The organism is Streptococcus cristatus ATCC 51100, from assembly GCF_000222765.1.
GTDB classification, from domain to species: domain Bacteria; phylum Bacillota; class Bacilli; order Lactobacillales; family Streptococcaceae; genus Streptococcus; species Streptococcus cristatus.
This window is the reverse complement of sequence record NZ_AFUE01000010.1, coordinates 105691-130423: the sequence shown is the minus strand read 5'-3', so window position 1 is coordinate 130423 and position 24733 is coordinate 105691. Positions and strand designations below refer to the sequence as shown.

General features: G+C 44.2%; 23 protein-coding genes, 1 tRNA gene and 1 other RNA gene. 5 read left to right on the top strand and 20 right to left on the bottom strand.

The window, feature by feature from the left end; genetic code table 11:
* Positions 1-27: 27 nt before the first annotated feature.
* The 3 genes from HMPREF9960_RS09480 to HMPREF9960_RS09470 all read left to right on the top strand — a co-directional run bounded on the left by HMPREF9960_RS09480 (position 28) and on the right by HMPREF9960_RS09470 (position 4838).
* The gene (locus tag HMPREF9960_RS09480; RefSeq protein WP_005590531.1) at positions 28-2202 is read left to right on the top strand and encodes an ABC transporter substrate-binding protein/permease; all 2175 of its coding nucleotides are present in this window, start codon (positions 28-30) and stop codon (positions 2200-2202) included.
* Entirely contained in the window at positions 2202-2942 is a 741-nt protein-coding gene (locus HMPREF9960_RS09475; RefSeq protein WP_005590533.1) for an amino acid ABC transporter ATP-binding protein, read from the top strand. Before HMPREF9960_RS09480 ends, HMPREF9960_RS09475 begins: the two co-directional genes overlap by 1 nt.
* A 369-nt stretch (positions 2943-3311) precedes the next feature.
* Positions 3312-4838, top strand: coding sequence for an ATP-binding cassette domain-containing protein (locus HMPREF9960_RS09470; protein ID WP_005590534.1), 1527 nt, complete (start codon positions 3312-3314; stop codon positions 4836-4838).
* Positions 4839-4914: 76 nt separating this feature from the next.
* On the opposite strand, the gene HMPREF9960_RS09465 is transcribed toward HMPREF9960_RS09470, so the two are convergent.
* The 7 genes from HMPREF9960_RS09465 to HMPREF9960_RS09435 all read right to left on the bottom strand — a co-directional run bounded on the left by HMPREF9960_RS09465 (position 4915) and on the right by HMPREF9960_RS09435 (position 13233).
* A complete protein-coding gene (locus HMPREF9960_RS09465) occupies positions 4915-6651 on the bottom strand; it encodes an ABC transporter ATP-binding protein (protein WP_005590536.1) in 1737 nt (578 codons plus the stop codon).
* Positions 6641-8383: an ABC transporter ATP-binding protein gene (locus HMPREF9960_RS09460; RefSeq protein WP_005590537.1), complete on the bottom strand. Its 1743-nt coding sequence runs from the start codon at positions 8381-8383 to the stop codon at positions 6641-6643. The genes HMPREF9960_RS09465 and HMPREF9960_RS09460 overlap by 11 nt, the downstream gene beginning before the upstream one ends.
* A 96-nt stretch (positions 8384-8479) precedes the next feature.
* Complete coding sequence (locus tag HMPREF9960_RS09455; protein WP_005590538.1) at positions 8480-9667, bottom strand: MFS transporter; 1188 nt, start codon at positions 9665-9667, stop codon at positions 8480-8482.
* 163 nt (positions 9668-9830) lie between these two features.
* Positions 9831-11177, bottom strand: coding sequence for an asparagine--tRNA ligase (gene asnS / locus HMPREF9960_RS09450; RefSeq protein ID WP_005590539.1), 1347 nt, complete (start codon positions 11175-11177; stop codon positions 9831-9833).
* Positions 11178-11201: 24 nt separating this feature from the next.
* Positions 11202-11567: a VOC family protein gene (locus tag HMPREF9960_RS09445; RefSeq protein ID WP_005590540.1), complete on the bottom strand. Its 366-nt coding sequence runs from the start codon at positions 11565-11567 to the stop codon at positions 11202-11204.
* A gap of 2 nt (positions 11568-11569) precedes the next feature.
* On the bottom strand, positions 11570-12748 hold the full coding sequence (locus HMPREF9960_RS09440) for a pyridoxal phosphate-dependent aminotransferase (protein WP_005590541.1): 1179 nt from the start codon (positions 12746-12748) through the stop codon (positions 11570-11572).
* Positions 12745-13233 (bottom strand): cell wall elongation regulator TseB-like domain-containing protein, encoded by a 489-nt coding sequence (locus HMPREF9960_RS09435; protein WP_005590542.1) that lies wholly within the window; start codon positions 13231-13233, stop codon positions 12745-12747. The genes HMPREF9960_RS09440 and HMPREF9960_RS09435 overlap by 4 nt, the downstream gene beginning before the upstream one ends.
* A gap of 85 nt (positions 13234-13318) precedes the next feature.
* Between HMPREF9960_RS09435 and HMPREF9960_RS09430 the strand changes: the two genes are divergently transcribed.
* On the top strand, positions 13319-13765 hold the full coding sequence (locus HMPREF9960_RS09430; RefSeq protein ID WP_005590543.1) for a MarR family winged helix-turn-helix transcriptional regulator: 447 nt from the start codon (positions 13319-13321) through the stop codon (positions 13763-13765).
* Between the two features lie 87 nt (positions 13766-13852).
* Complete coding sequence (locus tag HMPREF9960_RS09425) at positions 13853-14401, top strand: NADPH-dependent FMN reductase (protein WP_005592474.1); 549 nt, start codon at positions 13853-13855, stop codon at positions 14399-14401.
* 51 nt (positions 14402-14452) lie between these two features.
* Here HMPREF9960_RS09425 and HMPREF9960_RS09420 read toward each other — a convergent pair whose 3' ends face one another.
* The 13 genes from HMPREF9960_RS09420 to HMPREF9960_RS09365 form a co-directional block, all read right to left on the bottom strand.
* Positions 14453-15148, bottom strand: a complete 696-nt coding sequence (locus HMPREF9960_RS09420) for an LrgB family protein (protein ID WP_005590546.1) — start codon at positions 15146-15148, stop codon at positions 14453-14455.
* On the bottom strand, positions 15141-15521 hold the full coding sequence (locus HMPREF9960_RS09415) for a CidA/LrgA family protein (RefSeq protein WP_005590547.1): 381 nt from the start codon (positions 15519-15521) through the stop codon (positions 15141-15143). Before HMPREF9960_RS09415 ends, HMPREF9960_RS09420 begins: the two co-directional genes overlap by 8 nt.
* A gap of 209 nt (positions 15522-15730) precedes the next feature.
* Positions 15731-15818: transfer RNA gene (locus HMPREF9960_RS09410), tRNA-Ser, on the bottom strand.
* A gap of 38 nt (positions 15819-15856) precedes the next feature.
* A complete protein-coding gene (locus HMPREF9960_RS09405) occupies positions 15857-16681 on the bottom strand; it encodes a DUF695 domain-containing protein (RefSeq protein WP_005590550.1) in 825 nt (274 codons plus the stop codon).
* A 27-nt stretch (positions 16682-16708) separates the two neighbouring features.
* Positions 16709-17058: a transfer-messenger RNA gene (gene ssrA / locus HMPREF9960_RS10190) on the bottom strand.
* A gap of 108 nt (positions 17059-17166) precedes the next feature.
* Complete coding sequence (locus HMPREF9960_RS09400; RefSeq protein ID WP_005590552.1) at positions 17167-17652, bottom strand: thioesterase family protein; 486 nt, start codon at positions 17650-17652, stop codon at positions 17167-17169.
* Positions 17653-17900: 248 nt separating this feature from the next.
* Complete coding sequence (locus tag HMPREF9960_RS09395; protein ID WP_005592507.1) at positions 17901-18236, bottom strand: YlbF/YmcA family competence regulator; 336 nt, start codon at positions 18234-18236, stop codon at positions 17901-17903.
* Between the two features lie 18 nt (positions 18237-18254).
* The gene (locus HMPREF9960_RS09390) at positions 18255-19361 is read right to left on the bottom strand and encodes a prephenate dehydrogenase (protein ID WP_005590556.1); all 1107 of its coding nucleotides are present in this window, start codon (positions 19359-19361) and stop codon (positions 18255-18257) included.
* Positions 19362-19376: 15 nt separating this feature from the next.
* The gene (gene aroC / locus HMPREF9960_RS09385; RefSeq protein ID WP_005590557.1) at positions 19377-20543 is read right to left on the bottom strand and encodes a chorismate synthase; all 1167 of its coding nucleotides are present in this window, start codon (positions 20541-20543) and stop codon (positions 19377-19379) included.
* A gap of 89 nt (positions 20544-20632) precedes the next feature.
* Positions 20633-21700 carry a 3-dehydroquinate synthase gene (gene aroB / locus HMPREF9960_RS09380; RefSeq protein ID WP_005590559.1) on the bottom strand — a complete coding sequence of 356 codons (1068 nt, stop codon included), beginning with the start codon at positions 21698-21700 and terminating at the stop codon, positions 20633-20635.
* Positions 21701-21752: 52 nt separating this feature from the next.
* Positions 21753-22607 (bottom strand): shikimate dehydrogenase, encoded by an 855-nt coding sequence (locus tag HMPREF9960_RS09375; RefSeq protein WP_005590560.1) that lies wholly within the window; start codon positions 22605-22607, stop codon positions 21753-21755.
* Positions 22597-23274 (bottom strand): type I 3-dehydroquinate dehydratase, encoded by a 678-nt coding sequence (aroD, locus tag HMPREF9960_RS09370; RefSeq protein WP_005590561.1) that lies wholly within the window; start codon positions 23272-23274, stop codon positions 22597-22599. The genes HMPREF9960_RS09375 and aroD overlap by 11 nt, the downstream gene beginning before the upstream one ends.
* Positions 23271-24434 carry a class I SAM-dependent rRNA methyltransferase gene (locus tag HMPREF9960_RS09365; RefSeq protein WP_005592496.1) on the bottom strand — a complete coding sequence of 388 codons (1164 nt, stop codon included), beginning with the start codon at positions 24432-24434 and terminating at the stop codon, positions 23271-23273. The genes aroD and HMPREF9960_RS09365 overlap by 4 nt, the downstream gene beginning before the upstream one ends.
* Positions 24435-24733: the final 299 nt, after the last annotated feature.

Genomic DNA, 24733 nt, shown 5'->3' with positions numbered 1-24733 from the left:
AAAATATTCAACTAAAGGAGAGAAAATATGAAGAAAAAAATCATAGCTTTTCTGCTAGCGTTATTCCCTATCCTTGCACTAGGGACAACCACTCATGCAGATACCATCAAAATCGTATCTGACACGGCTTATGCCCCATTTGAATTTAAAGATTCCGATCAAACCTATAAAGGGATTGATGTAGATATTATCAATAAAGTTGCTGAAATCAAAGGCTGGGCATATGAAATGTCCTTCCCTGGCTTTGACGCTGCTGTCAATGCCGTTCAAGCAGGACAGGCCGATGCCATTATAGCAGGTATGACCAAGACGGCTGAACGCGAAAAAGTCTTTACCATGTCTGATACATATTATGACACAAAAGTTGTCATCGCAACGACCAAGGCTAATACAGTAAAATCTTACGATCAACTTAAAGGAAAGACTGTCGGAGTTAAAAACGGTACAGCCGCACAACGTTTCCTTGAAAAAATCAAGGACAAATACGGCTTTACTATCAAAACATTTGATACAGGCGACCTTATGTATAACAGCCTAACAGCTGGAGCCGTTGATGCAGCTATGGATGACCAACCCGTTATCGAGTACGCAATCAGCCAAGGACAAGATTTGAAAATCTCAATGAAAGGTGAGGCCGTTGGTAGCTTCGCATTTGGTGTCAAAAAAGGCAGCAAATACGAATATCTAGTGACTGAGTTTAACGAAGCCTTGGCTCAGATGAAAAAAGATGGCACCTTGAAGGACATCATCACCAAGTGGACTGCTACTTCTAGCACTTCAACCAACTCAGCAGTACCAGAGACGACAACCAAGTCTGGACAAAAAGCCACCCCAGTCAAAGCTAAATATACGATTGCCAGCGACTCATCCTTTGCTCCTTTCGTTTTCCAAAATGATAGCAACCAATATACTGGTATTGACATGGACTTGATCAAAGCCATTGCCGAAGACCAAGGTTTTACACTGGAAATCTCTAACCCTGGTTTTGACGCTGCCATCAATGCTGTTCAATCTGGTCAAGCTGACGGGATGATTGCGGGGATGTCTGTGACAGAGGCCCGCAAAGAAACCTTTAATTTCTCTGAACCATACTACACTGCTAACTCTATCCTTGCGGTGACAGAATCGAGCACTATTAGCTCCTATGAAGACTTGAAAGGAAAGACCGTCGGAGTCAAGAACGGTACGGCCTCTCAAACCTTCCTCGTCGAAAATCAAAGCAAATACGGCTACAAAATCAAAACCTTTTCAGACGGTTCTTCTATGTATGATAGTCTGAACTCTGGCTCTGTCGCTGCTATTATGGACGATGAGCCCGTTGTCAAATATGCCATCAACCAAGGAAAGAAAATGAAAACGCCAATTGAGGGAACCCCTAGTGGTGAAGTTGCTTTTGCAGTAAAAGCAGGCACCAACCCTGAACTCATCGAGATGTTCAATAATGGTTTGGCTAATCTAAAAGCGAATGGTAAATATCAAGAAATTCTTGATAAATATCTCTCAGCTGAGAAGGATAATTCCACAACCGTTGATGAAACAACTATCTGGGGACTTCTCCAAAACAACTACAAACAGCTGTTAAGCGGACTTGGAATTACCATTGCTTTAGCACTGATCTCCTTTGCGATTGCCATGGTGATCGGGATTATCTTTGGGATGTTTAGCGTCAGCCCTATCAAAGCGCTTCGCATCATTTCAGAAATTTTTGTTGACGTTATTCGTGGTATTCCACTTATGATTCTGGCTGCCTTCATTTTCTGGGGAATTCCAAATCTCCTTGAATCTATGACTGGTCAGCAAAGTCCAATCAACGACTTCGTTGCAGGAACAATTGCTCTGTCACTCAATGCTGGTGCATATATCGCTGAGATTGTTCGCGGAGGGATTCAAGCCGTTCCAGTCGGACAGATGGAAGCTAGCCGAAGTCTAGGTATCTCGTATGGAAAAACCATGCGCAAGATTATCCTGCCTCAAGCAACCAAGATTATGCTGCCAAACTTTGTCAACCAGTTCGTCATCGCTCTCAAGGATACAACTATCGTATCAGCTATCGGACTTGTTGAGCTCTTCCAAACAGGTAAAATCATCATTGCCCGTAACTATCAGAGCTTCAAGATGTATGCTATCCTAGCAGTGCTTTACTTGGTCATCATCACACTCTTAACAAGATTGGCTAAACGCTTAGAAAAGAGGATTCACTAATGGCTAAATTAAAAATTGATGTTAATGATTTACATAAATACTATGGTGAGAATGAAGTCCTAAAAGGGATTAGTGCTAAGTTTTATGAGGGAGATGTTGTTTGTATCATCGGTCCTTCTGGATCAGGTAAATCAACTTTCCTACGCAGCCTGAACCTACTTGAAGAAGTAACTAGCGGAACCATTACTGTCAACGGTTATGACTTGACAGATAAGGCTACAAATGTAGACCATGTTCGTGAAGATATCGGAATGGTCTTCCAGCACTTCAACCTCTTCCCACACATGACTGTCCTGCAAAATATCACCTTCGCTCCTGTTGAGCACAAGCGAATGAGCCAAGCTGATGCAGACAAGCTTGGTATGGAGCTCTTGGAGAAGGTTGGGCTGGCAGACAAGGCTGATGCCAAACCAGACAGCCTGTCAGGAGGGCAAAAACAGCGGGTGGCCATCGCTCGAGGATTAGCTATGAACCCAGATATCATGCTCTTTGACGAACCAACTTCTGCTCTCGACCCTGAAATGGTTGGTGACGTTCTCAACGTTATGAAGGATCTAGCTCAGCAGGGCATGACCATGCTGATTGTGACTCACGAAATGGGCTTTGCCCGTCAGGTTGCTAATCGCGTCATCTTTACCGCTGACGGTGAATTCCTAGAAGACGGCAAACCAGACCAAATCTTCGATAACCCTCAGCATCCACGTCTCAAGGACTTCTTGGACAAGGTACTCAATGTATAAACATGACGAATCCTGAAAGTAATCTTTCAGGATTTTTATTGACTTATTTTGCCCTTTTTGCTAGACTAAGGGTAGAATGATTTCGGAGGTACACGGAGACATGAAAAATTAAGTCTATTTTTTAAAGGAAACTTTATTTAGTAGATTTTGTCATGTTTCTGCATATCCGCGGGACTTTCGTTTTTTTGTGCTTTCAAGCTCCTATAGCTTATATTTAGATTGATCCTGTCACTCCTATGACAGTGCAAATTGTAAGTCTACAAACGAATGCCCCTATTTAGACACTCCTGTGTCTTCTTTGTGCAATCTCAACAGCTCTGCTAAATAAAGCAGGGCTGTATTTTGTTTTAAAAAATAAAGGAGACATCTATGCTGCAAATAAGAAATCTAACCATTACCCATCTAAAAGACCTGAAGGAGTTAGTCAAAGATTTATCACTGACTGTTAATCAAGGAGACAAGGTCGCTATTATCGGCGAGGAGGGCAATGGCAAGTCCACCCTGCTCAAGCTTTTGCTCGACGAGAGACTTGTCAGTTCCTATGTCAGCTACAGCGGGCAGATTGATAAGTCCTATACTGCTGCTGTCTACCTGCCCCAGCAACTGCCTTTAGAGGATGCCCAACTGACGCTAAATGACTATTTCTTTGCTGATTTTGAGACCGAGCTGGACTATGCCAAGCTCTATCGCTATGCTGGAGAACTCAACTTTGACAGCCAGCGTTTTGCCAGTCAGCAGCAGCTCTCTAGCCTATCTGGAGGAGAAAAGCTTAAAGTTCAGCTCATAAAGAAACTAACCAGCGATTGGGACATGCTCTTTCTTGACGAGCCCTCTAATGACCTTGATCTCGAAACTCTGACATGGCTGGAAAACTTTATCAGCCACAGCAAGAGAACAGTTCTTTTCGTTTCTCATGACGAGCACTTTCTCGCTCAGGCTGCAACCAAGATTGTCCATCTGGAGCGAATCAAAAAGAAGCAGGAAGCTAGAACCAGCGTCAAGAGTCTGGACTATGAAAATTACCGCCAGCAGCGTCAGGAGGCTTTTGAAAAACAGGGGCAACTAGCACGAAAAGAGCGAGAAGAACACGCTAAGACTATGGAAAAACACCGACAAGTTAAGCAAAATGTTGAGAATGCCTTGAGAAATACCAAAAATGATGTCCAAGGCCGACTATTAGCCAAGAAGATGAAAAACGTCCTCTCACAGGGCAAACGATTTGAAAAAGCAGGTGCTGAAATGACCGAAATCCCGACACAGGAAGATGCTATCAGTCTGCATTTCTCAAACATAGAAGCTCTGCCATTGACCAAAAGAATCCTAAAATTAGAAGGAATGAAACTAGAAGCAGACGGACGACAGCTAGCGGAGAACCTGACTCTGGAGGTCTGCGGCCAGGAAAAAATCGGACTGATTGGTGCTAATGGTGCTGGCAAGTCTACTCTACTTAAGGAAATATGGAAGATCCTGCGTGAGCGGACAGACATGCGGGTCGGTTATATGCCCCAGCATTATGGCGACTTGCTGACTGATGAGAGCAGTCCTTTCGACTTTCTAGCTCCCTCTGGTGACAAGGCTCTTGAAGAGAAAATCCTGACGCATCTAGCCAGTCTCCAGTTCACGCGCGACGAGGCTCGCCACCCGATTGGGCAACTTTCAGGTGGTCAAAAAGCCAAGCTCCTCCTGCTTAAACTAGTCCTAGACCGCCCTAATGTCCTCCTGCTGGACGAGCCGACCCGCAACTTCTCTCCCACCTCTCAGCCTCAGGTTCGCCAGCTTTTGGCAACCTATCCTGGCGCCATTATCGCTGTTTCCCACGACCGTATCTTTCTCAAAGAAGTCTGCCAGAAGATTTATAAACTGACGGAGACAGAATTGGAGGAAGTTGCACTATAAGTAAAAAGAGTTGGAAATTCCAACTCTTTTTGCTTTGTTTATCATTAATCTGTGAACTTTAATAAAGCTCTTCCTTCTACTCCTGCGCCGTCTGCATTTGGTAATAAACACCTCTGGCATCCATGAGCTCCTGGTGATTACCATGTTCGACGATATCACCGTCTACCATGACGAGGATGATGTCAGCATGTTGAATAGTAGACAGGCGATGGGCGATGATAAAGCTAGTCCGACCCACCATGAGCTTGCTGAAAGCCTCCTGAATCAAGACTTCTGTTCGGGTATCAATGGAGGAAGTCGCCTCGTCCAAGATTAGGATTTTAGGAACAGCAAGGAAGACGCGCGCGATGGTTAATAGCTGCCGCTGACCTTGAGACAGGGAGTCCCCAGCATCCGCCAGATAGGTGTCATACCCCTGAGGCAACTGCTGGATAAAGAAATGAGCATTGGCCGCCTTGGCAGCTGCAATAACCTCTTCTCGGCTGGCGTCTGGCCGGCCAAAAGCTATGTTGTCATGAATGGTCGCCGTCTTGAGCCAAGTCTCCTGCAAGACCATACCAAATTGCTGACGATAAGAGGCTCTGGTGTAATGACTGATGGGAGTACCGTCTAGCGAAATAAGACCACTGTCTACATTGTAAAAGCGCATGAGGAGATTGATCAGGGTTGACTTGCCAGCACCAGTTGGCCCGACAATGGCGACCTTGCTAGCTGCCGGAATCCTTATATTCAAATCCTGAATCAGCTCTTTTCCAGGCTCATAGCCAAAAGCCACATGCTCAAAGCTAATCTGTCCTTTGACATCTTCAGACTGAAGAATTTCCTGGCCGGGATCCGCTATTTCCTCTTGGTCCAAAATGCTGTAAATCCGCTCCGCACAAGCTAAAGCGCTCTGCAATTCCGACATGACTGACGATATATCATTGAAAGGCTTAGTGTACTGGTTGACATAGTTGAGAAAAGTTACCAGCTGCCCAACCGTAAAACCTGTTCCCTGAATGATTCGGACAGCCCCAAAGCCTACAATCAAAGCATAAATCAGGGCATTGATAAAACGAGTCGAAGGATTAACCGTCGAAGAATAGAAAATAGCCGCCTGCGAATAGTCTGCATAGGTTTGGTTGCTGCTAGTAAAAGCTGTATCAAACTGCTCCTGAGCATTAAATGCCTGAATCAAACTTTCCTGGGTCAGACTTTCCTCAATCAGCTGGGTCTGCGCTCCCCTCGCCTGCGTCTGCCGTTGGAAAAAACTAAAACTCTTTCTAGCAATAAAGCGAGCCAAGAAGAGAGAAAGAGGCGTCAAAAGCAGAACCAAAAGCAGGAGGAAAAAGTCCAATCTGGCCATGCTAATGATAGTGACTAAGATAGTTAGCAAACCCACAAAGAATTGATTGAAAACCATCAGTAGGCCATTGCTGAGCTGCTCCAAGTCCGTCGTCACCCGACTGACCAAATCGCCAGTTCCCTGCCGGTCCAGATAAGCCAAAGGCAGATAGTGCACTTTCTTGATAACCCCCTGTCGGAGCTGCTGACTGTAGCGATAGACCAGCTGATTATAGAGCAAGGGATTGAGCCATTGAATCAGCGTATTGGCTAAGATGACCAACAACATCTGGCCCAAAATCGGCATCAAATGTTGCTCCGCTTGAGGAAGAAGAACACTATCAACCGCATTCCCGATTAAAACTGGTAGAAGAACAGTCAGAGCTACTTGAGCAACCGTTCCCAGACTAGCTAGGAGAAAGAGCCAGCGCGCCTGCAGCAAGTCTCGAGTCAAACGCCTCAAGCTGCTAGGTGATGTCTTATGCTTCATGCTTGTCCTCCTCTCCTTGACTATGCTGTGAGTTATGGATTTCTCGGTAAATGGCAGAGCTGACTAAGAGTTCCTCATGGCGACCAAGAGCCACCTGTTCTCCCTTATCCAGCACTAAGATTTGATCCGCTGAGCGCAAGGTATTGGTCCGCTGAGAGATCAAGACCAGACTGGTCTCTGTCAATTCTTTCTTAATAGCCTGCAAGAGTCTAGCCTCTGTCAGATAGTCCAGAGCCGAGGTTGCATCATCTAAAATCAAGAAAGGCGCCCTCCGCAAGACAGCTCTGGCAATGGTTAAACGCTGACGTTGGCCGCCAGAAAAATTCCGACCAAAGGCCTCTACAGTCGCATCCAAGCCACCTTCCTTCTGAGAGACAAAGTCCGCCGCCTGAGCAATCTCTAAAGCCTGCCACAAGTCTTCATCTGTTGGCTTAGTTGACAATCCTAAAGTCAGATTGGAGCGAACAGTTCCTTGGAAAAGCTCCGGTTTTTGAGGCACCAGACTGATCCAGGACCTCCATTCGCTCAGATTTTTGGGACTGCGTCCTTGGGAAAAGATGGTCAACTGACCAGCAGCCACTGGATAGAGATGAGCCAGCAGCTGAACCAGAGTAGACTTCCCTGAACCTGTCCCGCCAATAACCCCCAAAGTCTGACCTCTTTTCAAACCAAAAGTCAGACCAGTCAAGGCTGGGCTAGCTGCATTTGGGTAAGAAAAGCTGACCTGCTGGACTTTAATAGCTTGATTCGGCAAAGCTGTTTCCTGCACTAATTCCTGCAGGACATCTTCTTCTGCTTGCTCGAAAACTTGGCTGATACGACCCGCGCTGATATAACTTTGATTGAGTGAGTTGACCAGCATAGCAAGCTTGAGCAATTCCACCAAAATTTGCAATAAATAATTGACCAAAGCCACTAGCATCCCCTGGGTCAGCAAACCCTTGCCGATAAAGGTACTCCCCTGCCAAATCACAGCAATCAGAGTAGCATTGACCGTAAGAAAGGTCAGAGGGCTAATCAGACTAGCCAGAGCTCCCGTCCTGATTTGCCAGGTTTTATAGAGCTCGTTGCGATTGCGAAAGGTCTGAACCTCGCGTTGGGTCTGACCGAAAGCTCGTATAACCCGCATGCCCTGTAGCTGCTCACGCGTCAGATTGACCAGCTGATCAGTCAGCTGACGAATTTTGGCATAGAGAGGATTCATCAGACGAGACATGAAGACGATAATAGTCGTTAAAATCGCCACCATGAGCAAGAACCATGAGGTAATGACCGGACTGATAGTAAAGGCCATGATGATAGAGCCAAAAACGATAATGGGCGCCCGCAGAAAGAGACGAAGAAATTGATTGATTCCCGTCTGAATCTGATAGGTGTCGCCCGTCAGCCGAGTCACCAAGCTAGAAGTCGTCAGCTCATCCCGACTAGCCTTGGGCAAACGCAGGATTTTTTGATAGAGGTCGCTTGTCATCTGACGAGTAAAGCCCACTGCCGCCTTTGACGAATAATACTGGGCCACCACCGCTACCACCACGCCCAGAGCAGCCAAACCCATCAAAAGAAAAACCATCCAGTAGAGATGGGAACTGTCCTTTCGAGGAATGGTCTCGTCCACAATCCCCGCAATCAAAATCGGAACCAAGAGTTCAAAACTGGCTTCCAAAAGCTTGAACAAGGGCCCCAGCAAAGACTCCCTGATATAGCCCTTGAAATATTTCAATAAATCTTTCATACTGCCTACTTCTCCATTAAACTGTATTTATTTTACCATAATTTTCAAAGGGAAAAAAATATTCTCCTTCTGACCAGCAGAAAGAGAACATTGATATTAGATTGCTTGTAAGTTCTGGCTTATTTTCTTTAGACCCATATGCAAAAACGGTGTCGCTGCTAATAAGAAGCCGCCCAAAACTATAAATGTCCAATCAAAGCCAAAATGATCAATCAACCAGCCCGTCATAGGGAAAATGACAATCATACTCAGGCTGAACATCATAGAATAGACACTGAGCATGGTCGCCCGTACTTCACTTGGTAGCTGCTTTTGTAAATCATTGTCAAAAATCGGCTGAAAGAGAGCGTACAAGGCGTTGCTGATTAGATAAATCAAAATGTAGATGACTGGTGTTCCAAAATAGGAAAGCAGGTAGCTTGCTCCAGTTAGAAGAACTACTGAAGGAAAGAGTTTCAAGGCTGAATACTTCTTTCCGACCTTGCTGGCCAGATAGACCGCCAAGATATTCAAAGTACTGCCAATCAGCATAACTACCGAAATCTGCCAATCTTTTAAGTCAGGCAATTGATTTTGATAGTAAAAATAAAACATACACATCAGCGTTCCGATGATTTGGGAAAGAATCATCCAGATAAAAAGGCTGGGATTTCTCTGCAACTCCTCTTTGACAGCCCAAATAATCTTTTTCATAGTCAGACGTTCTGCTTTTTCTGCTTTGACACTTGGCTCCTTCAGCATCCAAGTCAAGAAAAGAACGATGACAGAGGTGCCAATCATGATATAGTAGGTCAGATGCAATTGTCCATGGACAAAAAATCCAGCCCAGACCGTTCCCAAAGACCGAGTCGCTTCAGCCACCCCCGACATAAAGCTGGAGATGGATAGGTAACGTTCCTTTAGTCCCGCCTCTACGGACGAATCGTAGACCATGGCTGCGCTTGTCCCCGAATCAAAATTATAGGACCAAGCACTGATCATCATAGCCAGTGCATAAACCCAAAAGTTCCCCTGCCCGGCCAACATGAGAACAGAAGACACAATCCCAGCTATCCGGCTCAGATAAAGATTAGTTTTATAGGAAAAGCGATCCGCCAACATCCCAGAAGGAATTTCACAGATGACACTGGTAGCGTGAAAGATACTTTCCAAAAGCCCAATCTGCCAGAGGGACATGCCGTTTTGACTTAGAAATAAAATCCAAAAACTAGTAATGCCTAGAAAGGCAAAAAATTCTACTCCGGCCATAAGACCGATATTTTTCCGATAACTTCTTTTAAACATATTTTCTCCTTTAACAAGTGTTTTTTAATTTCTATCCTTTATCACTTGTTAATCTGCTGTTTACATGACTCCTACCTCTTCTTTCTATAAAATTCTATATTTGGATTATTTCATAGTTCATTGTTCATTGTTGAAAAAACGCCACATGGGCGTTTTCATTGATTTACGGTTTAATACGGTGCAACATACGTGGGAATGGAATGGCTTCACGGATATGCTTAGTCCCTGCTACAAAGGTTACCATACGCTCGATACCGATACCAAATCCACCGTGTGGAACAGAGCCGTACTTACGAAGATCCAGGTAGAATTCATATTCTGTCGTATCCATACCAAGCTCATTCATCTTAGCAACAAGGGCATCGTAGTCTTCTTCACGCATAGAGCCACCAATGATTTCACCGTAGCCTTCTGGAGCAAGCAAGTCTGCACAGAGGACGCGGTCTGGATTTCCAGGAACTGGCTTCATGTAGAAAGCCTTGATGGCTGCTGGGTAGTTCACGACAAAGGTTGGTACACCAAAGTGGTTTGAAATCCATGTTTCATGCGGTGAACCAAAGTCATCGCCATGCTCAAGATGTTCGTAGTCTGCATCTTCATCATTTTCATGGACTTGCAAAAGATCAATCGCTTCATCATAAGTAACACGCTTGAAAGGCTCAGCAACGTAGCGCTTCAAGAGTTCTACATCACGTTCCAATGTTTCCAAAGCTTGAGGAGCACGATCAAGAACACCTTGGATCAAGGCTTTAACATAAGCTTCCTGCAAGTCGAGTGATTCATCGTGAGTAACAAAATTATACTCCGCATCCATCATCCAGAACTCTGTCAAGTGACGGCGAGTTTTTGATTTTTCTGCACGGAATACAGGACCGAAGTCAAAGACGCGACCAAGAGCCATAGCACCTGCTTCCAGATAAAGCTGACCTGACTGACTCAAGTAAGCTGGAGTTCCAAAGTAGTCGGTTTCAAAGAGCTCAGTCGAATCCTCTGCCGCATTTCCTGACAAGATCGGGCTGTCAAACTTGATAAAGCCATTCTTATCAAAGAATTCATAGGTAGCATAGATGATGGCATTACGGATTTGCATCATGGCAACTTGTTTACGAGAACGGAGCCACAAGTGACGGTTGTCCATGAGGAAGTCAGTCCCATGTTCTTTTGGCGTGATTGGATAGTCATTAGACTCGCCGATAATTTCGATGTCTGTAATGTCCAGCTCGTAGCCAAATTTTGAACGCTCGTCTTCTTTGACGATCCCTGTTACATAAACAGACGTTTCTTGGCTCAAGCGTTTGATAGTATCAAACTTCTCAAGTCCCACTTCTTCGCCAAATTTCTCAATAAAGTTAGGTTTGAAGGCTACACCTTGGAAAAAGGCAGAACCATCACGCAACTGCAAGAAAGCAATTTTCCCTTTTCCTGACTTGTTAGCCACCCAAGCACCAATCGTTACTTCTTCACCAACATGATTTTTTACATCAATAATTGTTACATTTTTCTTCGACACGTTTTTTTTTCTCTTTTCTATTTTTTATTCTTTGTGGCAGACTACTTCGACATTATTACCATCTGGGTCTAGGACAAAGGCTGCATAATAAGGCTGGTGATATTGGGGACGAATACCTGGAGCACCATTATCTTGACCGCCCGCTGCAAGGCCAGCTTGATAAAAAGCATCCACCTGCTCCCGCGTCTCAGCATTAAAAGCAAAATGAGTTGGATCCGATTCTCCTTGACCTAGCCAGAAATCACCAGCTGTCGCTGTTCGTGGCTCTGCAAAACTCACTGCTTGAGGTATATCAAAGGCTATTTTATAACCCAAAGGAGCTAACGTTTTCTGATAAAATAGCTTGCTAGCTTCCAAATTCTTTACTTTAATCCCAAAATGATCAATCATTCTTACTTCTCCATGAAATCCTTGAGGCGTTGAATCGCTTCTTTTAGTGTATCCATGTCAGTCGCATAGCTGAGGCGGACATTTTCTGGCGCACCAAATCCGTCTCCTGTCACCAAAGCAACTCCTACTTCTTCTAAAATCGCTGTGGTAAAGGCTGTCACATCGGTATAGCCCTTCATTTCCATAGCTTTTTTAACATTTGGGAAGAGGTAGAAGGCTCCCTGAGGCTTGACAACTTCAAAGCCAGGCACTTGAGCTAGCAAAGGATAAATAGTATTCAGGCGTTCTTCAAAGGCCAATCTCATATTTTCGACCGTATCCTGACTACCCGTCAAGGCTTCAATGGCTGCATATTGCGCCACGGCTGTTGGATTAGAAGTCGTTTGCCCTGCAACCTTGCTCATCGCTGAGATAATTTCAGGCTCACCTACAGCATAGCCAATCCGCCAGCCCGTCATAGAGTAACTCTTGGAAACACCATTGATGACGACTGTTTGCTTGCGAATTTCCTCAGACAGACTGGAAATCGGCGTGAATTTATTACCATTATAGACCAAGCGGCCATAAATATCGTCGGCCAAGATCAAGATATCATGTTCAACAGCCCAATTCCCGATAGCCAACAGTTCTTCTGCTGTATAAATCATACCAGTTGGATTGGACGGAGAGTTCAGAACCAAGACCTTGGTCTTCTCAGTACGGGCAGCCTCCAACTGGGCCACCGTCACCTTAAAGTTATTTTCCTCTGTCGCTTGAGCAAAAACAGGCTTTCCTTCGGCCATCAAGATCTGATCAGCATAGCTAACCCAACAAGGCGTTGGAATGATGACTTCATCTCCTGGATCAATCACGCTCATAAAGAAGGTGTAAAGAGAAAACTTAGCACCTGTTGCCACTGTCACTTGATTAGGCTGAATCTCATAGCCATAGTACTTGGCAAAATAGTCTACAACCGCTGCTTTCAGCTCTGGCAAGCCACTTGTTACCGTATAAAAACTAGCTCTGCCATCTTCAATCGCTGCCATCGCTGCCTGCTGGATATTCTTAGGTGTCGGAAAATCTGGCTCTCCCAAAGTCAAAGAAAGGATATCCCTGCCTTCAGCCTTCAAAGCTTTGGCTCTGGCAGCCGCTGCCAAGGTCACACTTTCTTCCATATTTAAAACACGATTGGATAATTTCATAGCCCCTCCTTGCTGAGCAATGTCTTGCTTTCAAATCCGATATTGTAATAAGTGCTTCCAGACTTAATTTCCCAAACAGGCTGACCGTCTAAATAACCAAAAGTGGTCTTATCAATAGAAGTCGCTCCATTTTCCTTGGCTACTTGTTCTGCTTCTGCCTGACTCATCCCATCTTGCAAGCGATAGACATGGATCTTGTTGGAATTTTTGGAAATCAGAACAGCTTCTTCCTCTTTTTTACTAGTTTTCCCAATCAAGCTATAGTAGGACTCTTTGCCATTGTAAATCGAAAAGCTCGTCAGACTTTCCAAATCTGCATATTTCTTAGCGATTTTTTGAGAACCCTCCTTGGCTGACTGCCAAGGCTCGATAGCAAGGTGCAAGATCGTAAAAAATGAAAAAACAAGCGCCGTGAGAACCAGGAAAAGCCCAATGGCATAGTGCCTTATAGGAAATTTAGCCCTTTCTTTAATTTTATGTTTCACTGAATCATTATACTACAAATAGCCTGATTTTTCTAGGACTTTTATCACATTTGCATTTATTACTACTTATTGATAAAATGTTGCTATGAAAATAACTGAAAACCTAGACAAGGATACTCTACTTGACCTCAAGACAATTATCGTTCTCCATAAGGCGGAGCGCACCATTCGTAATCTCGAAGCTCAAATTTTTAAAAAGCATAATTTGACGCCTACCCAATTTTCCGTTTTGGAAACCTTATATAGTAAAGGAGAACTGCGGATTCAAGATTTGATTGATAGCATGCTGGCCACTTCGGGAAATATGACGGTCGTTATCAAAAACATGGAAAGAGATGGCTGGATAAGTCGCAGCTGCGATCCCAATGACCGCCGCTCCTTTCTCATCCAACTAACCGACCAAGGCCAGAAAAAAATCGAAGCTGTCCTACCAGAGCACATCGCCAATATCCGCCATATGACTGCTCTCCTCTCCCAAAACGACAAAGAAGATTTAGTGCGGATTTTAAAAACTTTCAAAAGGCTGAGCTAAATTATTGCTAATTAGTGACAATTGTTGTAACATAGATAGTAACAAGAGGGACACCTCTTAAATAAAGATAAAATGGAGGACATATTTATGTCTAAAGTACTATTTATTGTTGGCTCACTTCGTCAAGGTTCATTCAATCATCAATTGGCAGCTCAAGCAGAAAAGGCTCTGGCTGGTAAAGCTGAGGTTTCCTATCTGGACTACAAGGATGTACCATTCTTCAACCAAGATCTCGAAAGTCCAGCTCCAGCTGCTGTTGCCAAGGTTCGTGAAGAAATCCTTGCAGCTGATGCTATCTGGATCTTCTCACCTGTCTACAACTGGGCCATCCCAGGTGTGGTGAAAAACTTGCTTGACTGGACTTCACGCGCACTTGATTTGTCAGACCCAAGCGGCCCTTCTGCCCTCAATGCCAAAGTGGTAACTGTTTCATCTGTTGCTAACGGCACTTCACCTGAAGAAGTCTTCAAGCACTACCGTAGCCTCCTTCCATTTATTCGCATGAATGTGGTTGACCAATTTACTGGTGTCGGTATCAACCCAGAAGCTTGGGGAACTGGTCAATTAGTCCTTGCAGAAGACAAGCTTGCTGAGCTATCTGCCCAAGCAGATGCCCTCCTAGCAGCTATCAACTAAGCTAAAATAAAAACATGAAGCAAGATTTCCCAGAAATACTGCTTCATGTTTTTATTTTAAGATAATAGCTGCAACGATTGGACTGACAATCACATACATGATTCCTGTCACACCGATTGCAAGGCCGGCCATAGCTCCTGCAACCTGTCCATATTTAAAGGCTGTTCCCGTACCAACCGCGTGGCCAGTCCCTCCTAGAGCCAGACCAACCGCTACTGGATCCTTAATGTTTAGCAGTTTAAGAATAGTCGGCCCCATAACACTTGTCAAAATACCTGTCGCCACAACAACCACCAAGGTAACAGTTGTCAGCCCCTGCATTTTATCAGTAATGCCCACTGCCATCGCTGTCGTGACAGATTTTGGAAATAGAGAAATTGCTAAAAAGAAGTCCATCCCAAAGAATTTCGCAAGCAGAGCCGTAAAAGTCGTATTGACCACTACAGCGACAAAAGTGCCTAGTAGGATACTGCGAGCATGGTGTTTCATCAGGTGGAAGGTTTTATAAAGCGGAATTCCTAAAGCAACCGTAGACGGTACGATTAAATTGTTCAAATAAGCCCCACCGACATAGTAGTCCTTATAAGAAATTCCCGTTAATTTCAAGAAAACAATGACCAAAATCGCTGCTAAAAGGAGAGGCGTTGTCAGAGGATGAGGAAATCTACGGAAAATCAGCATCCCGATGAGGTAGGCAAAAATGGACAAGGCGAGACCAAATAGTGGATTGCTCCAAAGATTAGACATGATCCATCCCTCCTTCCTCATAATCACCTTCAAAATGCTGCTTGATGAACTGTACGACAAGGGCAATGACGATCACATTTAAAACAATGGCACCAAGGATAATCAAGATAATCGGTAGCAGGTAAGGAGCAATCACATGAAATTTATCCATAATCCCAACTGCCGGAGGTAGAAAAAGAATGGTCATATTGGCTAACAGAAAATTGCCGACCATACTGACGTGACGGAGTCTCAATAACTTAAACTGCAGAGCAAGAAATAGCAAGATTAAGCCGATAATACTACCTGGAATGGGAAGATGGAAGACACTTGATATCCCCTCTCCAATGATGGAAATCGAGAATATAATCATCAACTGGACATATAACTTCATGCAGAACCTCCGAAACTTTCTATGTACAGTTTACTCCTTTTCAGAAAAATTTCAAGGTTTTTCTCAAATAAAAAAGATGGAAACGAATCCATCTGATTGCTTACAACTATACTTGCTTCTGCATTCCGCGGGTCTAGCATTAAACAAAGTGATTATCGTTCTTCGTCCCGCTATCAAAAAAACGCCTTTAGGCGCTTCTTGAAATACAACGGAAGACATGGGATTCGAACCCACGCACGCTTTTACACGCCTACTGCGTTTCCAACACAGCCTCTTAAGCCTCTTGAGTAATCTTCCATAAAAGAGAAAGACCTGCTTTCTCAAAACTCTATCCATTATACCACATTGCAGCTCCAGCCGCTATACTTTCCGTTATATTTTTTCGAAATTTCTATTAATTCCCAAACATGTTGGTTTATGCTAGGGAGCTCTGTGGTATCGAATCGGGATATTTCTAGTTTGTAAGGACGAGGATCTCCTTCTTCTTTTTTCCTAGAAGAAATATCATAATCAAGAGCAGAGGCATCCCCCATAAAGGAAACACGATCATCGTAAGTCTCAAAACTAAACTGATGCCTGATTTCCCGTAGTTGACTATGGTCGTCCCCTTCTTTTTCTAGGCGATACCAGATACGCTGGTTTAAAATAGATTGGTACTCATATTCATTCGGATACAAGAAGTCAAAGTATTGTTTCCATTCAGGATCCACCAGAGTAGCTGAATTATATTGATACTTCGAAAATTGCTCCATTACCTGAGCAATAATCGGCATGTGCCGCTCTCTATCTCTCAAATAGTAATAAAATTCTATATGACCATCTGTGATGACTACTCCGACATAGATAGCCGCAATGCGCTTCATCGCTTCTGAAAGACGATCTTCGATGAGGTTCAAATTAGAAAATTCGTCATAATCTGGAAACCCTGTCTCTGGATCAACATTCAAAATAGCAATTCTCAAACGTAGTGCATAAGTATAGGATGAATAGGGAGCGATAGAATTCAACGCTAAATTTAGACGGATACTAGCCATTCGGTCATCAATAAGGGTCGAAAAAGAGCCCCATTCATTCGGAAGATTTTCTAAATCAACACAAACTTTCTCAATGGGTCGATGACTATCTTGACTCTTCCCTAAGATTTTTCCAAAAAAACTCATATCATCAAAAACCTCATTTATATATCCCTATGGAGCCGGTGGGAGTCGAACCCACGTCCAAACACCTGCCAACACATTTGTCTACGACCATAGGCCATGTCTTCATTTAACTCAGCTTTGACACATGGCTCAAGCCCAAGCTAAGCGAGTCTATCAATCTCTTGTAAAATCCCTAGACTTAATTTTACCGTAGCTTGCTCATAATAAGACCGGTCATCAGACACAAGCAATCCGAATCAGGTCACGCTGGCTGGTTTTTAGGCAGCTAAAGCGTAAGAATTGTTATTTTTTGCAGTTATATTTAACTGGCGTTTTACATCCGCTAGATGAGTCGCAAAATGTGCCGCATAAATGCCTGTCGAATCCGTAACGACCCCAAGACAAGTAACTATTATACCAAAATAATGTCCTAATTGCAAAAATCAAGATAAAATTACTCCAAAGATGCTAAAATTCCCTTGATATAAGGCACCAAGGGGATTTAACTACATATGATCTTTTACTGCAACTGCTACCATTCTAGCCTTGGCTCTTGGCTGTCCTGCTACTGACATCTCCATCACTATTATAGCTTTCCTTGCTCCCAATTCCTCAAGCTGCGAAGTGACGATGATTTCTTGATCAATAGGCGTCGGGCTCTGGTAATCAACTTCTAAGCGGGCTGTGATAAAGCGACCAATGACTGTATCTTGGGTCAAGTCCAAGCCTTTTTCTTGATGGGCAAACCAAGCTGCTGAAGCTGTTCCATGGCAATCAAAAATCATAGCAATCATGCCACCAAAAAGATTAGCCGGCACACCACCAGTATAGTGAGATTCTGGTCGTATTCTAGTGACACATTCCTTCCCATCCAAGCTAGGATAAGTCTTTAAATGCAGGCCTAGATCATTCTTAGGGCCGCAGCCCCAACAATGTTGAAATCGGTCGCCATATGTATCTTGAATCGCAATCTTTCTTGTTCCTAAAGTCATACCAGTTCCTTTCAAAAATGATTTTGTAAGCGTTTTTTGACTAGTATATCAGCCTTTGGAGCAATAGTAAATAGAAAGCAAGGCCAATATATTTTAATTGTTGCTATAATCTGATTTTATAAGTTTTTCTACCTCTTTCTTGAATTAAAAATACTCATTTTCAGCCTTAATAGCCTTTCTAAAGCATAGAAAAACCAAGAAGGCCCGATCTGGCTTCTTGGTTTCATCTAATTTTATAACTTCTTCTATTAGAATAGTTCCTGAATTGGTTCAAAAATAATCCGTTCAATATCAGACAAGTAGATAGAGAGTTGTTGTTGCTTATTAAAGAAGGCTGATAATAAATCATTGCCTTGGATTTTATCTCCAAAACTCTGCATCTTTTCTTGAATGTCTGGAGTCGGCATTTGACCTGTTTGAGCCAGTTGCTGCAGCTCTTTCTGGAAAGCTAGGTAGTCATCAAAAATAGCCTTGGCTTCACTATTCGCATTGATAGCCTGCTTGCTTTCTACCACAGCTTTGTACTCTGGCATTTCACGAAGTCCTCGACTGAGTTCATTGGCTAAATCATAAATATTTGACATAGAGTTCTCCATTCTATATTAGTCTACGGACACTAGGTAATCCGTATTTTCTTTTACTATTTTAGCAGATTTTTCCAAATCTTGGCGATTTTTAAAGGTGATTTGCAGAATACCGTTGATATCTTCTCGGTTTTCCTCGTTGATACGAATATTGACGACTGAAATTCCACGCAGAAGCTCCAGAATGCCCAAAATCGCATCTTCTTCGTCAGGCACTTCAATAAAGAGGTCATAAAAGCTATCCACACCCGCTCGCTTATGAATTTCCATCTGCTTACGGCTCTGCCGTCCTCGATCGAAAAATTCCCAGATAGCTGTCTCGTCCTTGGCCTCAATCGCTGCGGCCACCTTGTCTAACTGATCTTTAAAATCTTCCAGCCGCTCCAAGATAGCTTGAGGATTTGTCAAGAGGATAGAGGTCCACATACCCGGCTCACTCTCCGCAATCCGCGTCATATCTCGAAAACCACCGGCTGCAAAAGATTGGGTCAGCTCATGCTCCTGGCTATAAGCTGCCGCTTGCTCCATGAGGCTGGAGGCTAGGATATGCGGAAAGTGACTGATTTGACTGGTCACTCGGTCGTGCTCAGCTGCATCCGCCTGGATAAAGCGGGCATGAAGACCACCCAGCAAGTCTTTCATTTCCTCAATAGTACCAGGTTTGGTCAGACTAGAGGGCGTGAAGATATAATAGGCATTTTCAAAGAGGGTGACATGGGCAGCCTTGGCTCCGGTCTTGTGACTTCCAGCCATAGGGTGAGCTCCGACAAAGCGGACGGGCTTATTCTGCAGATACTTTTCTGCAGCTGCCACAATCTCTGCCTTGGTCGATCCAGCATCTGAGATGATAACATTTCCCTTCAGGTCCAGCTCCGCTAGATTTTTGATAAATGCTATGGTCTGCTTGATGGGCACAGCCAGAATAATCACATCAGCCAATGGAGCAAAGGCCGCAAAATCAGCCGTCACTCGGTCTACCATTCCACGTTCCAAGGCAACTCTGCGCGATTCTTCACTGCGATTATAGCCAAGAATCTCTATCTCAGGATGAGCTCGCCTAATGCCCAGAGCCAAAGAAGCTCCAATCAGTCCCAGACCTGCGATATAGACTGTCTTTCTCTCCATGCCCACTCCTCTCTTCTAAAAGTTCTTGACAAATTCCCGATGGCGGGCTACCGCATCCTTTAGTTCTTCCAGATTGTCCGAAGAAAACTTCGCTAGGACTTCAGTGGCTAAAATTGTTGCCACCACGCTTTCCATGACAACACCCGCCGCTGGCAGAGCCGTAGGATCGCTCCGCTCCACTGTCGCCTTATAAGGCTCGTGGGTCTCAATATCCACGCTCATCAGTGGTTTATAAAGGGTTGGAATGGGCTTCATAACACCTCGTACCACGATTGGCTGACCATTGGTCATACCGCCCTCAAAGCCGCCTAGATTATTAGTCCTGCGAGTGAAGCCATCTTCCTCAGACCAGAGGATTTCATCCATGACTTGACTGCCCTTGAGACGGCCTGCTTCAAAGCCCACGCCAAACTCGACTCCCTTGAAAGCGTTGATGGACACGACTCCCTGAGCAATCTTGGCATCCAGCTTCTTGTCCCATTGGACATAGGAGCCCAGACCGACCGGCACACCGCCAACGACAGTCTCAATGACACCACCGATGGTATCCCCGTCTTTCTTAATCTGGTCAATGTAGGCCTTGATTTCTTCTTCGCGCTCGGGATTGACAATGGAAACCTCTGACTGGGCAGTTCTTTCCTTGATTTCTGCTACAGTCAGATCGTCCGGCACATCAATATCAATGCCACCAAAGGTTACGATATGGCTGGCTACCTCTACACCAATTTCTTCCAGCAAGCGCTTGGCTACCGCTCCGACTGCTACACGCATGGTCGTTTCGCGGGCAGAAGAGCGCTCCAGGGAATTTCGCAAATCGTCAAAGCGGTATTTCATACCACCAACCAAGTCCGCATGGCCAGGGCGTGGTTTGGTAATCTTGCGCAGTCCTTTTTTCTTGTCATCCACATCAGCCACACTCATAATCTCCAGCCATTTCTGATGATCCAGATTCGTGACATTAAGGGTAATCGGGCCGCCCATGGTCAAGCCATGACGAACCCCAGACGTAATCTCGACTTGGTCGCTTTCAATCTTCATGCGGGCACCACGGCCGTAGCCACCCTGACGGCGCTTGAGCTCAGCATTGATATAGTCAGCGGTCAGAGGAAGACCAGCCGGCACTCCCTCAATAATAGCTGTCAGACGAGGTCCGTGCGATTCTCCTGCTGTTAAGTATCTCATACATTTTCTCCTATTCTGGTATGGAAAGACATGGACGGCCTGTCTTTTTTTATCAAAACCGTCCAATCGTCTTAAACTCCATCTGGCACTTATTTCTTCAGAAATTCTTTCATCTCTTCCAGCGGAATCTGGTGAATGCTAGCCGAGCCCAGCTCAGGCACCAGTACTAGCTTGATAGAGTTGCCTCTAGCCTTCTTATCATGGGTCAAGGCCTGATAAAGAGCATTCTCATTCCAAGGTTGGTAATCCACTGGCAAACCAAACTTCTGACACATACGGATGATGTTTTCTGTGATTCCGGCTGGCATGAGGCCTTTCTTTTCAGCAACGCGGGAAACCTGTACCATGCCAATCGCCACAGCTTCACCGTGCATGACTTTTCCATAACCCGCCGTCGCTTCAATAGCATGCCCAATAGTATGGCCGAAATTCAGATAGAGACGGACGCCATTATCCAGCTCGTCCTCGACCACAATCTTACGCTTGACATCGCAGGAATGGTAAATGATGCTTTCAGCATGTTCCAAAATCGACTCTGGACTGCCATCCATTTCCGAAAGCTCATCCCAGAGTTCCTTATCCTCAATCAATCCGTACTTGACCACTTCGCCCATACCTTCAATCAGTTCACGCTGACCTAAAGTATGTAAGACTTCTGGATCAATCAGAACTCCGTCAGGCTGGGTAAAAGTCCCGACCATATTCTTGGCCCAAGGGGTGTTAACGCCTGTCTTACCACCGATAGAGGAGTCCACTTGGGCTGTCAGACTGGTCGGAATCTGCACGAAATGAATCCCCCGCATGTAGGTCGAAGCAACAAAGCCTGCCAAATCACCGACAACACCACCACCCAAGGCTACAATGCCGTCACTGCGGGTCAGGCCAACCTTGACCAGGAATTCATAAGCTTTGTTGACTGTCTTTAAGTTCTTACTGGCTTCGCCCTCCAAAAAGTCAAAGACAAAAGTCTCAAACCCAGCCGCTTCTAAGCTCAGCTTGACCTTTTCCGCGTAGAGTCTAGCCACTCGATTGTCCGTGATGATGACCACTTTCTGAGGCTGCCAAAGCTGACTCAGCCAGTTTCCAGCCTGAGATAAGGCTCCTTTTTCGATGGTAATATCATAGGGATGGTGGGGGAGATTTACATTCAATTTCATAAGTGCCTCCTTATTTTTCCTGCTCCACCATAGAGCAGCTGAGTACGAGTGACTATTTATACAGAGCTTCTAGCTGCTGCCAAATTTCCTGACAAGGCATGGGTTGTCCTGTCCAAAGCTCGAAAGCTTCTGCTGCCTGATAAAGCAACATACCTAGACCATTCACTGCCTCTACCTTCTGACTTCGAGCCCACTTTAAAAAAGGTGTTTCAAAAGGTTTGTAAATCACATCCGCAACTAAAATCTGGCTCGGCAGCTGATTACCTTCTGCTAATGGTAAAGTCTCGCCATCCATACCCACACTTGTTCCATTGACTAGAAGGTCTGATTGGTTAATTTTATCCTGCAAGGTAGCCAAGTCTTCTAAGTTCAAAACATGAATCCTACTCTTAGTCTGGCGGCTGATAACTTCCATCTTGCTGACAGTCTTATCATAGGAAGACTGCCGAGTAAAGACAAAGATTTCTTCTGCCTGATCCAAAGCAGCTTGAGCGATGATAGCTGTCGCGGCTCCTCCAGCACCTAAAATGGTCATTTTTTTGCCCTGAATAACAAAAGACGGCAAGCTCTTAAAAAATCCCTTGCCATCCGTATTATATCCTATCAATGTACCATTTTTATTCACCACTGTATTCACAGCCCCGATAAGACGGGCACTGGAAGCCAATTCATCAAGATATTGGATGACTTCCTGCTTGTAGGGCATTGACAAATTTATCCCAAACATATTATACCTTCGGATATTAGCAACGGTCGCTTCTAAATCCTCTGCTTCAATTTCCAAAGCAAGGTAGACACCATTGACAGCAGTCTTCTCAAAGGCAGTATTATGAATAAATGGTGAAATGCTATGCTTAATCGGCTTAGCAACCACTGCAGCTAGACGAGTATGGCCATCAATTTTCATTTAAAATCTCCCGAACAACCTTCATGTTTGCGAGGGAAACCTGACCTGGTGCACTCGGCTGTTCAACGCTGGCAAAAGACCAGCTGGAACCTGTCAAATCTGCAGCTAAGCGAGAAATCTTTCCGACTTTTCCCATAGAAATCGTCACATACTCTTGCTCAGGATTCAAAATCTTAAATCCACGAGTGTAGTTCATCAGATCCAAGACATCCTGCTCATTGTGCGCCATGACAGAAACTTTGACCACTTTTGGTGCCAAACTCGTCAATTCTGACAGAATTTCCATCATATTTTCAGGCGTTTCCTCAAAATTATGATAACTGAGAACTAAATTTGGAAACTCGAGCATTTCTTCAAATTTATCTTTATGCGAATAGTATTCAAAATCAACATAGTCTGGCGAATAAAAATTGGCTACTTCTTTGATAAGAGCAACATATTCATCATCTGACAGATCAATTTCGCCACCTTCTCCGCGACTTCGCAGCGTGAAGAGCAATTCACGGCCAGCAAATTTCTCGAAAATAGCAGGAGCAACGTTCAGAATGCTCTCTTTCGGCAAAAAGTCCGCGCGCCATTCGATAATGTCAGCATCATCATAGCGACTCACATCAATTGCTTTAGCCTCTTCTAAACTTCTGGGCATGATTGAAACGACTAATTTCATTTGTCCACCTTAATTGTAAATACCTTGAGGTAGTTACTATTCTCATCTTTCTTATTGTATACAAAGTCTGCTGGTAGACCATATTCCGCTAGATAGCGGTGAGGAACTCCTGCAAATCCTTTTTCAATTTCTTTTTTAAACTTACTTTTAGAGACATTGGCTGCGTTGGTCGAAAGAATCAATGTTCCTTTTGGACTCAAGATTTCCAAGGCCTGAGCCACCAAACGATGATAATCTTTCGAAACAGAGAAAGTCTGTTTCTTATTGCGAGCAAAGCTCGGCGGATCAAGGACAATCACATCATATTTCAACTCGTGACGCTTGGCGTATTTGAAGTAATCAAAGACATCCATGACCACGAAACGATGGGGCTCTAAATCCAAACCATTGGCTTCAAAATGCGCCTGAGAAAGCTCGCGGCTACGTTTGGCCAAATCCACCGAAGTTGTTTGACTGGCACCGCCCATGGCGGCTGCCACCGAAAATGCTGCTGTGTAGGAGAACATATTGAGCAGACTTTTTCCGCTAGCTAAGCCGTCAACCAGACTCCCCCGCACCTCGTGCTGGTCTAGAAAAATCCCAGTCATCAGTCCATCATTCATGAAGACTTGATAGCGCACGCCATTCTCCAAAACCGTAAAATAGGCTGGCGCTTCTGCTCCGTAGAGGTGGGCAGACTCATAGTCCAAACCCTTGAAGCGAATCTTCTCGTAAGCTCCAGCGACCTCAGGAAAGACCTGTTGGAAAGCAGCCACTATCTGGTCCTTGATTGAAAAAACAAAGGAATTGTACCAAGAGAAAACGGCATATTTCTCATAGATATCAACCGTAAAACCGCCAAAACCGTCACCTTCTTGGTTAAACAGGCGATAGGCTGTCGTATCCTCTGCATGACGGTAATAGAAACGCTTGTCTTTAGCTTTTTCAAATAAATGCTGAAAGAAAGCTGAGTTCAGCTCTACCTTAGCATAGGAAATCAGCCAGCCAAGTCCCTTATTTTGTAAGGAGAGATAAGCCGTTCCCAAAAACTTCCCTTGCTGACTATGCAATTCCACACATTGATCAGTGAATGAAAGAGTTGGAAAATCATTCTTATCTAGAACTAAAATTCCTTTTCTCAACTTTTCCTCTGTCTGTTTATTAACAGTAAGTTTCTTCATAAGCATTATTATACCAAATATTGTGAAAATTCTCAAAGCATATTTATTATTTTCACATAATCTTGTTTTAGTAGAAGAAATTTTCAACATTTTATATATTAAGTATTTATTTTAACAGGCGGGCTTTCAAGCAAGCTTCCTCTACTACCACTTTCCACTATCTATCATGAAGCAAAGTCAGTTTAATTTTAGATATTCTTGCGAACAATCCTGAAGCTAGGAAATAATTGCCCTTATTAAATTACCTTACAAATAAAATAAACTAAACACTAAATCACCTCAATTTTTCCTCAACTTGA

Excerpts from the sequence above, each read along its gene's own strand:
- HMPREF9960_RS09480 (WP_005590531.1), top strand. The coding sequence starts at position 28 with ATGAAGAAAAAAATCATAGCTTTTCTGCTAGCGTTATTCCCTATCCTT.
- HMPREF9960_RS09475 (WP_005590533.1), top strand. The coding sequence starts at position 2,202 with ATGGCTAAATTAAAAATTGATGTTAATGATTTACATAAATACTATGGT.
- HMPREF9960_RS09470 (WP_005590534.1), top strand. The coding sequence starts at position 3,312 with ATGCTGCAAATAAGAAATCTAACCATTACCCATCTAAAAGACCTGAAG.
- HMPREF9960_RS09465 (WP_005590536.1), bottom strand. The coding sequence starts at position 6,651 with ATGAAGCATAAGACATCACCTAGCAGCTTGAGGCGTTTGACTCGAGAC.
- HMPREF9960_RS09460 (WP_005590537.1), bottom strand. The coding sequence starts at position 8,383 with ATGAAAGATTTATTGAAATATTTCAAGGGCTATATCAGGGAGTCTTTG.
- HMPREF9960_RS09455 (WP_005590538.1), bottom strand. The coding sequence starts at position 9,667 with ATGTTTAAAAGAAGTTATCGGAAAAATATCGGTCTTATGGCCGGAGTA.
- HMPREF9960_RS09445 (WP_005590540.1), bottom strand. The coding sequence starts at position 11,567 with ATGATTGATCATTTTGGGATTAAAGTAAAGAATTTGGAAGCTAGCAAG.
- HMPREF9960_RS09440 (WP_005590541.1), bottom strand. The coding sequence starts at position 12,748 with ATGAAATTATCCAATCGTGTTTTAAATATGGAAGAAAGTGTGACCTTG.
- HMPREF9960_RS09430 (WP_005590543.1), top strand. The coding sequence starts at position 13,319 with ATGAAAATAACTGAAAACCTAGACAAGGATACTCTACTTGACCTCAAG.
- HMPREF9960_RS09425 (WP_005592474.1), top strand. The coding sequence starts at position 13,853 with ATGTCTAAAGTACTATTTATTGTTGGCTCACTTCGTCAAGGTTCATTC.
- HMPREF9960_RS09420 (WP_005590546.1), bottom strand. The coding sequence starts at position 15,148 with ATGTCTAATCTTTGGAGCAATCCACTATTTGGTCTCGCCTTGTCCATT.
- HMPREF9960_RS09415 (WP_005590547.1), bottom strand. The coding sequence starts at position 15,521 with ATGAAGTTATATGTCCAGTTGATGATTATATTCTCGATTTCCATCATT.
- HMPREF9960_RS09405 (WP_005590550.1), bottom strand. The coding sequence starts at position 16,681 with ATGAGTTTTTTTGGAAAAATCTTAGGGAAGAGTCAAGATAGTCATCGA.
- HMPREF9960_RS09400 (WP_005590552.1), bottom strand. The coding sequence starts at position 17,652 with ATGACTTTAGGAACAAGAAAGATTGCGATTCAAGATACATATGGCGAC.
- HMPREF9960_RS09395 (WP_005592507.1), bottom strand. The coding sequence starts at position 18,236 with ATGTCAAATATTTATGATTTAGCCAATGAACTCAGTCGAGGACTTCGT.
- HMPREF9960_RS09390 (WP_005590556.1), bottom strand. The coding sequence starts at position 19,361 with ATGGAGAGAAAGACAGTCTATATCGCAGGTCTGGGACTGATTGGAGCT.
- aroC (WP_005590557.1), bottom strand. The coding sequence starts at position 20,543 with ATGAGATACTTAACAGCAGGAGAATCGCACGGACCTCGTCTGACAGCT.
- aroB (WP_005590559.1), bottom strand. The coding sequence starts at position 21,700 with ATGAAATTGAATGTAAATCTCCCCCACCATCCCTATGATATTACCATC.
- HMPREF9960_RS09375 (WP_005590560.1), bottom strand. The coding sequence starts at position 22,607 with ATGAAAATTGATGGCCATACTCGTCTAGCTGCAGTGGTTGCTAAGCCG.
- aroD (WP_005590561.1), bottom strand. The coding sequence starts at position 23,274 with ATGAAATTAGTCGTTTCAATCATGCCCAGAAGTTTAGAAGAGGCTAAA.
- HMPREF9960_RS09365 (WP_005592496.1), bottom strand. The coding sequence starts at position 24,434 with ATGAAGAAACTTACTGTTAATAAACAGACAGAGGAAAAGTTGAGAAAA.